The sequence below is a fragment of the Streptomyces purpurogeneiscleroticus genome, from assembly GCF_020024005.1.
GTDB lineage: Bacteria > Actinomycetota > Actinomycetes > Streptomycetales > Streptomycetaceae > Streptomyces > Streptomyces purpurogeneiscleroticus.
The window spans coordinates 1-12,783 of sequence record NZ_NHSG01000389.1 but is presented as its reverse complement, the minus strand read 5'-3'; the positions used below and the strand labels follow the sequence as shown (position 1 = coordinate 12,783).

Sequence of the window (12,783 nt, the reverse complement as noted above, 5' to 3'; positions counted from 1 at the left end):
CACCCACCCGTGGACCCGCGAGGCCGAAGACTTCCTGGCCGACTTCCGCGAGGGACGGGAGACCGAGTAAATCCCCGCTGTACGTGTGGGGTTCACCGACTTACTCTGAACCCTCGTGTCATACGGGGACATTGGGGCCGGAGGGGGAACGGTGAACGGCGGCAACGACGCGCGGGCCGACGGCCGGGGCCGGATCTACCAGGCATCCGGCGATCAGCACATCATCGAGCACCACCACCATGGCGCTGAACGGTCCGCTGGTGAAGGGACCTTTGGCGAATGGTCCGGCCTGGACTCGGTCCGCTGGCCTTCGGTGGGCCGCGCGCCGGCCGTCCTGCGCGACCGCACCGAACTGATGGCCCGCCTCCGGGCATCCGTCGCCCCCGATGTGGGCGGCCAGGTGTACGTCCTCCACGGCCTCGGCGGCTGCGGCAAAACAGCTGTCGCGTACACCCTCTTCCAGTACGCGACGTCCGAGGCGAACCGCATCGGCCTATGGGTCAATGCCTCGGACACGGCGTCCCTACGCACGGGCATGCTCGCGGTGGCCGCGGACCGAGGCGCGGGCGAGGGCGAACTGACCGCCGCCCGCAGCGGCCTCCGCGCCGCGGCCGACCTGGTCTGGGACCACCTCGACCACTCCGACCGCCCTTGGCTCCTGGTCCTGGACAACGCGGACGACCCCGCGGTGCTGCGGGACGGCGGCTGGCTCCGCACAAGCCCGCGAGGCACGGCCCTGGTGACGACTCGTCAGGCGGCCCGCCACTGGTGGCCGGGGGCGGAGCTGTTGCAGGTGGGGGTGCTCCCCCGCGAGGACGCGGCCCGCGTCCTGTGCGACCTGGCCCCCGAGGCCGGCACGGTCGAAGAAGCCGCCGAGGTCGCCGAACGCCTGGGCCGCCTCCCGCTGGCCCTGACCCTGGCGGGCGGCTTCCTGGCCCACCAGGTCATCGACCCCTGGACGATGGCCCAGTACGGCGCCAACTTGGACGGCGGCCAGGGGATGGATCCCATAGAACTCCTGGACCAGGGTGCGCTCACCGCCGGTACCGGCGATTCCCGCCACCTGGTGAGCAGCACGTGGCAGTTCTCACTGAACGCCCTGACCGCCCAAGGTCTACCGGAGTCGGTCACATTGCTTCGGCTCCTGTCCTGCTGGACTGGCGACCCACTGCCGCTGTCCTTGCTGTCCGGCATCGACATGGGAAGTGAACTTTCGGCCTCGCGCGTCGAGGTGGCCTTGCGAGGGCTGCTCGATCAGTCCCTCACTGAACTGGTGCCGGGGAAAGTGCGTTGCCTGCGCGCGCACGGGGTCCTGCTCGACAGTGTCTCGCGGGGCATCCCGGCCGATCAGCGCGAGGCACTGGCCGCAGTGGCCGGCCGGCAGCTGTTGGCCGTGCTGCCGGAGGTGCCGCAGCGTGGCGACAACGATCCCCGCACGGGTCTCCTGGCGCCGCACGCGATAGCGCTGCTGCGACGAGTGACGGAGTGGGCCGACGTAAGCCGTCAGACAGTGGAGGTGGTCACAGATGCGTTGCTACGACTGGCGATCGCTCTTCACCGGGGTGGGGACTACGCGCCGGCGCTAACGGTCTCGACCGAAGCCGTGGAGCTGGCAAAACGTCGGTTGAGCGTCGACCACCCAGCGCTCCTCAGGTTCCGCGAGCGGATGGCACGTGATCTTTTCAGGCTCGGCCGGTTCGAGGAATCGGAGGCCCTGCATCGTGAGGTGCTCGCGGACTGCGAGCGGGTGCTGGGGCCCGAGGCCCCGGAGACGCTGACATGCTGTCTGGGCCTGGCACGTCCGCTGTATCCCCTCAAACGGACGTCGGAGGCCGTGGCGCTGGTACGGCGAGCCGTGACCGGCCGGACCAAGACGCTGGGGCTGACTCACCCGTTGACCTTGACGGCGCGGTCGAATCTGTTGTCCGTCCAACCGGGGCCGGATCTGGAACAGGAGGTCGCGGGAGGGGCAGACCTCGTTGCTGACTGCCGGCGGGAGATGGGACAAGAGCACGAGATTACGCTGGGGGTTGAGCTGAACTATGCGTACGCGCTCTTCTCGACCGGGCAGGTGAACGAGTCCTTGCCTGCGGCACGAGGAGCGCTTGCTTTGTTCGAGCGACGATACGGCCCTGAGTATCCGCTGACGTTCAACGCTCGGACTCTTTTGGGCCGTGTGCTCCACGCTCTCGGGGAGACACCCGAGGCGGTCGAACACGCTCAGGCTGTAGTCGCTGGGCGGCGGCGTGTTCTCGGCCCGAAGCACCCATGGACCTTGTCTGCCGAGCAGGATCTCGCCCGCTTCCGCCGCGCCTGAGCGACCCGCGCCCCAGGCGCGCCCCCATGCCGAGTCCCCCGTGCTCGGCGTCCCCCGGTGGGCGCGCCTCAGGGCGCATCGCCGCTAAACGCGAGGTGACTCGCGTTAGCGGTCTGGACAATACTTGTTGTGATCGATCGCTGGCAATCCGGAGTGCCTTCATGAGCACAGCGCAGCACCCCCCGGGCCAGGCCCGCCCCGGGGGCCGTACCGCACGTACGCGCGCCGCCGTGCTCGCCGCGGTCTTCGACGAGCTGGGGGACAAGGGGTTCGCCGCGCTGACGATGGAGGGCGTCGCGCAGCGGTCGGGCGTGCACCAGGCGACGATCTACCGCCGCTGGCGCACCGTGGAGGTGCTGGTCTGCGCGCTGCTCACGGAGCGCAGCGCGGCCATCCCCGTACCGGACACCGGCACCCTCTGCGGCGACCTGCGCGCGCTGGCCCGCGGTATCGGCGTGTTCTACGGGGACGCGCGCAACCGGGCCATGATCGAAGCGGTGGTCTCCGCCGCGGGCCGCGACCCGCGGGCGGAGGAAGCGCTGCGGGAGTTCTTCGACGACCGTCTGGGCGTCGCGGGCGTTATGGTGCGGCGCGCGCTGGAGCGCGGCGAGCTGCCGCCCGGTACGGACGCGGAGGCGGTCGTCGGCGCCCTCGGAGCGCCGTTCTACTACCGGATGCTGCTCGTGCGCCGCCCGGTGGATCTGGAACTCGTGGAGCAGGCCACGTTCGCGACGTACGCGGCGGCCAGGGCGGGCGCGTACGTCCGTACCGGGGAGCCGCCAACCGGCGAAGCCCGCACCGGGAAAGCCCAAATCGGCGAAGCCTGAACCGGGGAAGCGCCGACCGGCGAAACGCAACGGGTGGGCGCTCCGAAGAACGCCCACCCGTGAGTGCGCCGGCCGGCGGCCTGCCTGCCGGCGGCCTGGCCGGCCATCGGTGCGGGGCAGGTCAGCCCTTGACGCGCGCCATCCACGCCTCGACCTCGTCCGACCGCCGCGGGAGGGCCGCCGAAAGATTTCGGTTGCCGTCCTCGGTCACGAGGATGTCGTCCTCGATGCGGACGCCGATGCCGCGGTACTCCTCCGGCACGGTCAGGTCGTCGGCCTGGAAGTACAGCCCGGGCTCGACGGTCAGGACCATGCCCGGCTCCAGCGTGCCGTTGACGTACGCCTCGGTGCGCGCGGCGGCGCAGTCGTGGACGTCCAGGCCGAGCATGTGACCCGTGCCGTGCAGGGTCCAGCGGCGCTGCAGGCCCAGCTCCAGTACGCGCTCGACCGGGCCCTCGACCAGGCCCCACTCCACGAGGTGCTCGGAGAGGACGCGCTGCGCGGCGTCGTGGAAGTCACGGAAGCCGGCGCCCGGCTTCACGGCCGCGATGCCGGCCTCCTGCGCCGCGTACACCGCGTCGTAGATCTTGCGCTGGAGGTCGGAGTAGCGGCCGTTGATCGGCAGCGTGCGGGTGACGTCGGCCGTGTAAAGGCTGTTCGTCTCCACGCCGGCGTCCAGGAGCAGCAGGTCACCGGAGCGGACCTCGCCGTTGTTGCGTACCCAGTGCAGCGTGCAGGCGTGCGGGCCCGCGGCGCAGATCGAGCCGTAGCCGACGTCGTTGCCCTCGACGCGGGCACGGAGGAAGAACGTTCCCTCGATGTAGCGCTCGGACGTCGCCTCGGCCTTGTCCAGGACCTTCACGACGTCCTCGAAGCCGCGGACGGTCGAGTCTACGGCCTTCTGCAGCTCGCCGATCTCGAAGTCGTCCTTCACGACGCGCGCCTCGGAGAGGTACACGCGCAGCTCTTCGTCGCGCTCGGCGGTGACCTTGTCGGTCAGCGCCGCCTCGATGCCGGCGTCGTGGCCGCGGACGACGCGGACCGGCCCGGTGGCCTCGCGCAGCGCGTCGGCCAGCTCGCGCACGTCCTTGCAGGGCATGCCGTACAGCAGTTCGGCCTCGGTGAGGCTGTGCCGGCGGCCGACCCACAGCTCGCCCATGCCGTTCAGCCAGAACTCGCCGTTTTCGCGGTTCGAGCGGGGGAGGCGGTACAGCGTCGCGTCGTGCCCGTCCGCCCCGTCCGTCCCGTCCGTACGCGGCTCCAGGACGAGGACGCTGTCGTCGGTCTGGTCACCGGTGAGGTAGACGTACTCGGTCGCGGCGCGGAAGGAGTACTCGGTGTCGTTCGAGCGCGTCTTGAGGTTGCCCGCGGGGATCACCAGGCGCTCGCCGGGGAACCGGCGGGAGAGCGCGGCGCGCCGCTCGGCGGCGTTCGCGGCCTGCTCGATGGGCTTCAGGTCGCGCAGTTCCGTATCGGCCCAGCCGGACTTCATGTTGTCGGCGAGCTCGTCGGAAACGCCCGGGTAAAGGCCGTTCTTGCGCTGCTTGATCGGCTGCTCTTCCTCGTCCGGGGTCTCCGGAGTGAGCTCGTCGGCCACGGTGCCTCCTTGTCGTTTTGGACCTTTCCATCGTATGTGCGAGCGGAAAGCGGTCCAGGGGCGGGAAGCTGTGACTTGTCAGGCACTCCGGCCCGGGACCGGGTGACCTTTGGTCCGGTGCGCGCCTACGGGGGCGGCGGGCCCACGCGTACCTACGGGGGGCGGGCCCACGCGTGCCTACGGGGAGGCAGGCCCGCGCGTGCCTACGGAGGGGCGATCCACGCGTCCTACGGAGTGCGGTCCGCGCGCACCTCCAAGGGCCCCGCGCGCACCTACGGGCTCAGCGCCCGCCTACGGGCTCAGCGCCCGCCTACGGGCTCAGCGCCCGCCTACGGGCTCAGCGCCCACCTACGTGCTCAGCCCTCGAAGCGGACCGCCAGGACCACCACGTCCTCCGGCGAGCTCTCGTCCGCCAGGCCCTGGGGCAGCAGCGCGCGCACGAGGTGGTCGACGAGGGCCTCCGGGTCCTGGCGTACGGACTTCGGCAGGCCGGCCGCCGCGGCGTGCAGCCGGGAGAAGGCGCGGTCCACCGGCTCCCCGGTGCGGTACAGCAGCCCGTCGCTGTACAGCAGAAGCGTCTCTCCGGGCAGTGGTTCGAGCTCCACGCTCGGCGCCTCCCAGCACGCGAGCATGCCCAGCGGCGCGGACAGCGAGGTCTCCACGAACTCCGTGCGGTGCTCGCCGATGATCAGCGGCGGGCAGTGGCCCGCGCCCGCCAGCACGATCTTGTGGGCCGGCGGTCCGCCGAGCGGATCGGCCACTGGCGGCTCGGCGAATGCGAACAGCGCGGTCGCGCTGCGCGCCGGCTCGGTCAGCCGCAGCAGCAGTTCGAGGTCGGAGAGGACCGCGACCGGGTCCTCGCCCTCCATGACCGCGTACGCGCGCAGCGAGGCCCGCAGCCGCCCCATCGCGGCGACCGCGCTCGGCCCGGAGCCGGTGACGGAGCCGACGGACAGGCTCAGCGCGCCGTCCGGGAGCGGCAGCGCGTCGTACCAGTCGCCGCCGCCGTACGGCCCGGCGGCGTGCCGTACGGCGAGCCGCACGCCGGGCGCCCGCGGCAGCCGGGCGGGCAGCAGCTCGGTGCGCAGGGTCTGCTCGGCGTGGCGCCTGCGGTGGAGTTCGATCAGGCGGGCGACGTGCCGGGTGGCGTAGGCGCGGTACAGGGCGAGGAGGCGGCGCCCGCGTTCGCTGGGCTCGGCGGGCTCGTCGTAGAGCCAGACTGCGGCCCCGAGGGGGCGGCCGGCCCGCTCGGTCCGCTCGCGGCCCTCGGCCGGCGGGTCGGTGATCAGCGGTACTGCGTAGCTCGCCGCGTACCCGAGACGGGCGGCGACCTCGCGCAACCGGGGATCGAGCCCGGGATCGCCCGCGAGATCGGGCTGCGCGAGCTCGGTGGGGGCACCGGTGCTCCCACTGGGCGGCGGTTGCGCGGCGATGCCCGGCTCCGGGGCGACGCCCGGGTCGATGGCCGCGTCCGTGTCGGTACTCCCGTCCGCTCCCGCGCCGGCACTCGCGCCCGCGCCTCCGCCTCCGCCGGAAGCCCCCCGTACGCCGTCGAGGAGCCGCCCCAGCGGCGTCGCGCGGCGCGGGACGGTCTCCAGGTGGCCGATGTCCGCGGGGCCGATTCCCAGGCCGACGGTGGTCTCGGGGCCGAGGCCGTCGGGCGGTTCGAGGGTGACCAGGCCGCGGCGGGCCCCGACCAGGGCGGCCCCGGCCCGCAGCACTTCATGGAGCGCCGCCTCGAGGGTGTCCGTACGGGCCAGTCGGCCGGTGAGGTCGTGGAGAGCGGTGAGGTCGGAGAGGCGGGCGGCCAGCCGCTCATGGGCGGCGGCGAGTTGAGCGAACGGACGGGGTTCCGGGGCGGCAGGGGCCGCAGTGTGCGCCGGGGCCGGAAGAGTGGGTTCGATTCCGGCCACTTTCGGGACGTGGGGGGTCGTCATGGCCGGCGGCTTACGTCGAGCCGGGCGTCATCCGAGGTGAGGGGGTCGTCCGGGGAGATTCGCAGTGGTTTTGTGCGGGCATTTGTCTGATTTGCCCGCCAGATGTTTACGCTCAATAGCATCGCAAACCCCCATGTCATGCTGCTCCGCTATCAATGGGATCCACATGTACACGCACCGTTGTTGCGTGTCCAGCATTGCCCTGGTGAGGATTATGGTGTCAGTGTGGCGAACAGGTTGGCCGAAAAATAGCCCCTGGAAGGTCAATTTGCGGTCGACTGACGGCGATCAACAGCGCGTCATCTCCACCATGGGGGTACGTATTCGGATAGGTGCGGGGCCAGTTGGGGCCGTGCCGGAACTCTCCGAAGGGCGCGGGCGTCTTACGCGGTGACGACCGGGCCGCACCCCCACGTGGCGGGATTGCACCACAGGACAGCAAGCGCCATGCGCGCGCCACCCCCCGCCATGTTCCACGCTCGGCGTACGGCGTGATGCGCTGCCTTGTACGCGCAGTGAGACGAATGATCCACGTGACGTGGTGTGATCCGCGCCCGGCGCGGCGGCGCACCACACAGCGGCATGAACCGGCATGTAGTGCGATGGACATGGCCCTCGGCGTTTACGGAAAGGAACGAGCGCTCATGCGCGAGATCCTCGGAAGGCGACGCAAGTTCCAGCTCCGGCGCGGCGGACGATCGGCACTGCTCGGCGCGGCGCTCCAGTGCGCCACCGAGTGGCGCTGGCCCGTCCTCCCCGGCGTCGGCCTGCGTTCGGGCGGCAAGGCCGCCCGTGGTGCGCAGCAGCAGCGACCCTGCGGCTGCCCCGACCCGGACTGTGCGGTGCCCGGAGCGCATCCCTTCGACCCCGGCCTGCTGGCCGCGACGACCGACGCGCGGATGGTGCGCTGGTGGTGGACGAACCGCCCGGACGCCCCGGTCGTACTGGCCACAGGCGGCAAGGCGCCGTGCGCCGTGAGCCTGCCGGCCGTGGCGGGCGCGCGGGCGCTCGCCGAGCTGGACCGTACGGGCGTGGCGGTCGGCCCGGTCGTGGCGACCCCGACCCGCTGGACGCTCCTGGTCGCGCCGTACTCCCTGCCCGAGCTGGGCGAACTGCTGTACGCGCAGGACCTGGTGCCCAGCTCGCTGCGCTTCCACGGGGAGGGCGGCTATGTCGTCCTGCCGCCGTCGCAGACCGGCGCGGGCAAGGTGCGCTGGGAGCGCCCGCCGGCCGCGCGCGCCTCCGCGAGGCGCTCCGGCGCACCCTGGCTCCCGGACGTCGCCACGGTGGTGGACGCGCTGGTGGAAGCGAGCGCCGGCGCCCCGGGCGGCGGCAGCCGGCTCGCGTACTGACCGTACGCCCACTCCCACAACCCCCCACAGAACGGTTTCGGGCGCCGCGGCACAGAAGCGTTTCAGTTGCCCCGGCATCGCCCACTCGTCCCTCTCACGGATGTCACGGCGCGCGGGAGATTCACTCGTACGGGTGTGAGCGAGGCGTCCATTCCCGGGAAACGGGTGTGAGGCCCCCGAAAGGGCGCCCCATCCTCGATATGTTCGGCCCACCGTCCAGCCGTTCGGGGTTGCCCGGCGGCCCTCCGCGTGCGTGGCGGAGGCCCACCGGACCTCCCGGAGGCGTCTCCAGAGCCCGTGCGCGATCCCCGGCCACCGGGGCGGCCCGCGCGCTCTCAACCGCAGGTGGGTCCCATGGTTCGCGAGTCGAACGTCCGCATGATCGCGCTCGCGAGCACCGTCGCGCTCGCCCTCACCCTGCCGCTGGCCGCCGCCATCGCCGGCCCCTCGGAGCCCGGCGAACCGTCGCCCGGGGCGAAGCCGTCCGCGTCGTCGCAGTCCCGCGGCGAGGCCGCCGGGCGCGCTGCCGGGCGGACCACCGCAGGGCAGGCCGCTGAGCTGCCGCCGGGCGCCCCCCGGGGATCGGCCCAGGACGCCCCGCTGCCCGGCCGTCAGGGGACCGCGCAGGGCGGCGCACGGCACAGCACCATGGCGGGGAACGGCGCGGCACGGGACGGCGACAAGCCCGGCGCCCTGCTGAGGGACCTCGGGCTCGGACTCGGCGGGGACGCGGGAGGCGGCCGCACCGCCCGCTGCGGCCCCGAACTCTCCGCGCCGCACGGCATCCGGGCGCAGACCTGCGTGGTGTCCGAGGACGGCCGCACGAGGGGCGTCCTGTACTACCGCAACACCTCGGGCGGCCCGCTGCGCGCGGTGCTGTCCCTGATGCGGCCGGACGGCCGGACCGTGCAGACGCACTGCGCGCTGTCGGCGGGGAACGAGCCCGGTACGTGTGCGACGCCGTCCGGGGTGACCGTGCGGGGGAGCGCGCCGTACGCGGCGGTCGCGGAGGTGGCGGATCTACGGAGTGATCGGCTGCTGCTGCGGGCGGGGAGCAACTCCGCGCCGCCCGAAGCGGTTTCGGCCCGCTGAGCGAGCCCGGTCCGAAGCCGGACCGGGTCCGGACATGGAAGCGCCCGGTCGCTGGCGACGGGGGATGCACCAGCGACCGGGCTCCTAGAACGGTAACAAGAGATCGGCCGTTCGCAAATTCGATCGCGAAATTCCGGACGCTTATTTACCGGTGAGTACAGCCGGTGTGACCGGAGTCACTGCAAACGTTTCAGGCGTGGTTACTGTCAGCTCAGCGTCACCTGACGGTTGGTGAGCCCGCCGCGCGCCCGGCGCTCGGCCGGCGTGAGGGGCGCGTCCGTGGCGAGCGCCGCCGCGAGCCGCTCGCCGAACTCCGTGGCCGGCTTGGTGATCTCCTCGGCAGTCAGGTCCGCCGGCAGGTCCCAGACCGGTACGACCAGGCCGTGCGCCCGGAACGAACCGACCAGCCGGGTCCCCTCGCCCAGCGAGGAGGCGTCCGCGGCGTGCAGCCGGGCGAGCGCGTCCAGCAGCTGCTCCTCGGGGTGGTCCATCACCCAGCGCAGGTGGTTCTTCTCGCCCGCGTCGCACCAGTAAGCGCCCGGGAGTCCGGCGAGGCGGGCGGTGGGGAGGGCGGCCGCGTTGGCCCGCTCCAGAGAGGCGGCGACCTCGGGCGTGGCGTTCTCGGCGTCCTCGATCCAGAACTCGAAGCCGCTGTGCACGGTGGGCTCGAAGGCCGCGTCCCGGTCCAGCAGGTCCTGCAGGCGCGGGCCGTCGGCGGGGGCCCGGCCCGCCGCGACCGGGGTGCTCGGGTCGGCGGCCAGCGCGCGCTGGAGCGTGTCGGCGAGGTCGCGGCTGAGGTCACCGGACGCGGTGTCGTTCTGCAGGCCGAGCAGTACCGAACCGTCGTCGCGGCGCAGTGCGGGCCAGGCCATCGGCAGTACGGTCGCCAGCGTCACCGAGGGCACGCCCTCGGGCAGGCCGCCCTTGAGGGACAGCTCGGCGGTGGCGGCCGGTACCAGCTCGCGCAGCGCCACCCAGTCGCACTCGCCCGGCAGGCCCTCGAAGGGGCGCCGCACCAACTCGGTCACCGCGTGCGCCGCGGCCCGTCCGTGGCAAGCCTTGTAACGGCGGCCGGACCCGCAGGGGCAGGGCTCGCGGGCGCCGACGACCGGCACCTCGCCGTCCGTGATCTGCGGGGTGGCGGCCTTGGTCTGGGGACGGCGCTTCTTGCCCATGGCGAGGGGTTCTCCTGGTCGTTCCGACGCGTATCGGCGCGAGCCTAGGGCATGTGCCGCGTCCTGGCCCGGCCTTGACGCGGGCCGTGCGCCCCGGCGTGAGTCTGGGGACCCGAGCGGCGCGCTACGGGCCTTGAGCGCCGTGCTGCGTGTCCCGAGCGGGCGCGCTACGCCGGCTCGTCCAGGTCCGCCAGGGCCTTCGTCAGCTCGGCCGGGAGGCCGGCCGCCAGCTCCATGCGGGTCGCGAAGGCGTCGTGCAGCGACAGCGTCGCCCAGACCGTGACCTCGCCGTGTCCGTCCCGTACGCCCCAGTCCTTGGCGAGCGAGCGGATGATGGCCAGCCCTCTGCCGCCGCGTGCGGTGACCGAGGGAGTGGCTGGAAGTGGTCGGGTCGGGCCACCGCCGTCGGTGACCGAAACGGTCAACTGGCCCCGCGCGTCGATGCGCCAGGCGGCCCGGACCGAATTGGCTTCGCCATCCGGTGAGCCGTCCGCGCATATCGGACGCGCATGTCTGCAGGAATTGCTGAGCAGTTCGGAAAGAATGAGTACGGCGTCGTCGACGACCGTGTCCTGAACTCCACTTGTCCGCAGCTCATCGCGCATACGCCGCCTGGCCGAGCCCACGCCCGCAGGACCATGGGGTACGGCCATGGTCGACGACGTCGGCACCTCCTGTGCCACCACCAACGCCACCCCCGAGACCTCCTTTGCCCCACGCCACGGGATGAATGCCCCATTGGGATGGACCGGAAACCGGCCAATCCGTGTCCGGTGACGCACTCGGGACGATCAGACACGGTCTGAATGCGCCGGTGCACTCCCTGTGAACAATCACCAGCCGATATGTCCACGCGGGGATTTCCGGGGCCGCCATTTATCAGCAGCCGCCCCTTACGTCAGATTCAGCTGACTCCTCACCTGCTTGGGGCGATTCGTAATGATTGCGTCCACTCCCAGTTCACGGCAGAGGGCGACGTCCGCCTCCTCGTTCACCGTCCACACATGCACCTCGTGCCCCGCTTGGTGCGCCTTGGCCACGTAGTCGGGGTGCGCGCGCAGTATCCGGATGCTCGGTCCGGCGATCTGCACCCCCGGGGGCAGCCGCCCCTCCCGGTGCCGCGGGGTGATGAACTGCATGAGGTACACGGTGGGCACGGCCGGCGCCGCGGCCCGTACGCGCTGCAGCGAGCGGGCCGAGAAGCTCATGACGCGGACGGCGGACGGCGTGCCGGCCGGCGGCTTGGTGTGCCCGAACCGCTCCAGCAGCTCGACCAGCCGCTCCTCGACCTGGCCCGCCCACCGCGACGGGTGCTTGGTCTCGATGGCCAGCTCCACCCGGCGGTCGGCGTCGGCGACCAGTTCCAGCAGCCGCTCCAGGGTCAGTACGGACGTACGCTCGGTATCGCCCGCGGTTTCGTGGACGCTGCCCAGCTCCGGGTGGCGGCCGTCCGGCGCCTCGCCGGCCGCGTCGTCCTTCCAGGAGCCGAAGTCCAGCGCGGCCAGATCGGACAGCTCCAGGGCGGAGACGGCGCCGCGTCCGTTGGAGGTGCGGTTGATCCGGCGGTCGTGCACACACACGAGGTGGCCGTCGGCGGTCAGCCGGACGTCGCATTCCAGGGCGTCCGCGCCGTCCTCGATGGCCTTGCGGTACGCGGCCAGAGTGTGTTCCGGGGCATCCTCGGAAGCCCCGCGGTGTGCGACGACGGAAATGGCGGGCGGATAGGGGTGGACACCTTGTACCGAGCGCGCAGTGGTCACCGAGTTATCGTGCCATCGAGAGGTGACGAGCCGTCCGGTCGGCACCCGAAGCACCACCCGGGGATGCGCCGTAAATGTCCGGGATAAAGGATGAAGGCAAGGTCACAGCCTCGGCTTACGGTGCCCTGACGCCCCGTGGGAAAGGCTTGAACCGGACACTCCCGTATAACGTCACGCCGACATGTCACCGTCAAGCCGATACGCCACGCATCGCTCGAACATACCGGCCCCGTCATCGGACCGGAATGGTCAGGAAGCTGAGGAGAGAGCTGTGAGCACCGAGAACGAGGGCGCCGCCGTCCCGCCGGAGGCGGAGCCGCAGGCACCCGCCGGGGCCCAGGGGTCGGCCGCGCCTGCGTCCGGCGCGCAGGCTCCGCACACGCCCCAGGACGCACCACCCCCGCCGGACTTCGCGCCGGGGGCCGCATCCGCCCCCGCGCCCCAGCAGCCGCCGAGCGCCGGCGCTCTGCCGCCCGTGGCCACCGGTGCTCTGCCGCCCGCGGCCACTGGCGCTCTGCCGCCCGCGGCCGCCGGCGCGGACACCGGCGCTCAGCCGACGTCGAGCGCTGACCCCGCCTCCGGCTCCGGTCCCGGCCCGCAGGGCGGCGGCTCCTCCTCCGGCTGGTCGCAGGACCCGCAGCACACGGCAGCCTTCCCGCCCGTCCCGCCGGGTGACGGTGGACCGCACGGCGGCGGCGCTCCGTACGGTGGCGGCGCGGGCGGCTG

Annotated in this window: 9 protein-coding genes and 1 pseudogene; 5 read left to right on the top strand and 5 right to left on the bottom strand. The window is 72.3% G+C overall.

The window, feature by feature from the left end:
- Window positions 1–151 precede the first annotated feature (151 nt).
- Both CCS38_RS28410 and CCS38_RS28405 read left to right on the top strand, forming a co-directional pair.
- Window positions 152–2,317 (top strand): tetratricopeptide repeat protein, encoded by a 2,166-nt coding sequence (locus CCS38_RS28410; RefSeq protein WP_223736194.1) that lies wholly within the window; start codon window positions 152–154, stop codon window positions 2,315–2,317.
- Window positions 2,318–2,478: 161 nt separating this feature from the next.
- Window positions 2,479–3,144: a TetR/AcrR family transcriptional regulator gene (locus CCS38_RS28405; RefSeq protein ID WP_223736193.1), complete on the top strand. Its 666-nt coding sequence runs from the start codon at window positions 2,479–2,481 to the stop codon at window positions 3,142–3,144.
- Between the two features lie 121 nt (window positions 3,145–3,265).
- Here the strand turns inward: CCS38_RS28405 and CCS38_RS28400 are convergent, their stop codons facing one another.
- Both CCS38_RS28400 and CCS38_RS28395 read right to left on the bottom strand, forming a co-directional pair.
- Window positions 3,266–4,741 (bottom strand): aminopeptidase P family protein, encoded by a 1,476-nt coding sequence (locus CCS38_RS28400; protein ID WP_223736192.1) that lies wholly within the window; start codon window positions 4,739–4,741, stop codon window positions 3,266–3,268.
- 356 nt (window positions 4,742–5,097) lie between these two features.
- Window positions 5,098–6,678, bottom strand: a complete 1,581-nt coding sequence (locus CCS38_RS28395) for a PP2C family protein-serine/threonine phosphatase (RefSeq protein ID WP_223736191.1) — start codon at window positions 6,676–6,678, stop codon at window positions 5,098–5,100.
- A gap of 644 nt (window positions 6,679–7,322) precedes the next feature.
- Between CCS38_RS28395 and CCS38_RS28390 the strand changes: the two genes are divergently transcribed.
- Together CCS38_RS28390 and CCS38_RS28385 are read left to right on the top strand one after the other, a co-directional pair.
- Complete coding sequence (locus CCS38_RS28390) at window positions 7,323–8,030, top strand: bifunctional DNA primase/polymerase (RefSeq protein WP_223736190.1); 708 nt, start codon at window positions 7,323–7,325, stop codon at window positions 8,028–8,030.
- Between the two features lie 354 nt (window positions 8,031–8,384).
- The gene (locus CCS38_RS28385) at window positions 8,385–9,122 is read left to right on the top strand and encodes a hypothetical protein (protein ID WP_223736189.1); all 738 of its coding nucleotides are present in this window, start codon (window positions 8,385–8,387) and stop codon (window positions 9,120–9,122) included.
- Window positions 9,123–9,328: 206 nt separating this feature from the next.
- On the opposite strand, the gene CCS38_RS28380 is transcribed toward CCS38_RS28385, so the two are convergent.
- From CCS38_RS28380 to CCS38_RS28370, 3 genes are all read right to left on the bottom strand, one after another.
- Complete coding sequence (locus CCS38_RS28380; RefSeq protein ID WP_223736188.1) at window positions 9,329–10,297, bottom strand: DUF5926 family protein; 969 nt, start codon at window positions 10,295–10,297, stop codon at window positions 9,329–9,331.
- A 167-nt stretch (window positions 10,298–10,464) separates the two neighbouring features.
- Entirely contained in the window at window positions 10,465–11,079 is a 615-nt protein-coding gene (locus tag CCS38_RS28375) for an ATP-binding protein (RefSeq protein ID WP_223736187.1), read from the bottom strand.
- Between the two features lie 111 nt (window positions 11,080–11,190).
- A complete protein-coding gene (locus tag CCS38_RS28370) occupies window positions 11,191–12,057 on the bottom strand; it encodes a glycerophosphodiester phosphodiesterase (protein WP_223736186.1) in 867 nt (288 codons plus the stop codon).
- 271 nt (window positions 12,058–12,328) lie between these two features.
- On the opposite strand from CCS38_RS28370, the pseudogene CCS38_RS28365 reads away from it, so the two are divergent.
- Window positions 12,329–12,783, top strand: a pseudogene (locus CCS38_RS28365) (TerD family protein); the annotation flags it as partial.

Excerpts from the sequence above, each read along its gene's own strand:
- CCS38_RS28405 (WP_223736193.1), top strand. The coding sequence starts at position 2,479 with ATGAGCACAGCGCAGCACCCCCCGGGCCAGGCCCGCCCCGGGGGCCGT.
- CCS38_RS28380 (WP_223736188.1), bottom strand. The coding sequence starts at position 10,297 with ATGGGCAAGAAGCGCCGTCCCCAGACCAAGGCCGCCACCCCGCAGATC.
- CCS38_RS28390 (WP_223736190.1), top strand. The coding sequence starts at position 7,323 with ATGCGCGAGATCCTCGGAAGGCGACGCAAGTTCCAGCTCCGGCGCGGC.
- CCS38_RS28385 (WP_223736189.1), top strand. The coding sequence starts at position 8,385 with ATGGTTCGCGAGTCGAACGTCCGCATGATCGCGCTCGCGAGCACCGTC.
- CCS38_RS28395 (WP_223736191.1), bottom strand. The coding sequence starts at position 6,678 with ATGACGACCCCCCACGTCCCGAAAGTGGCCGGAATCGAACCCACTCTT.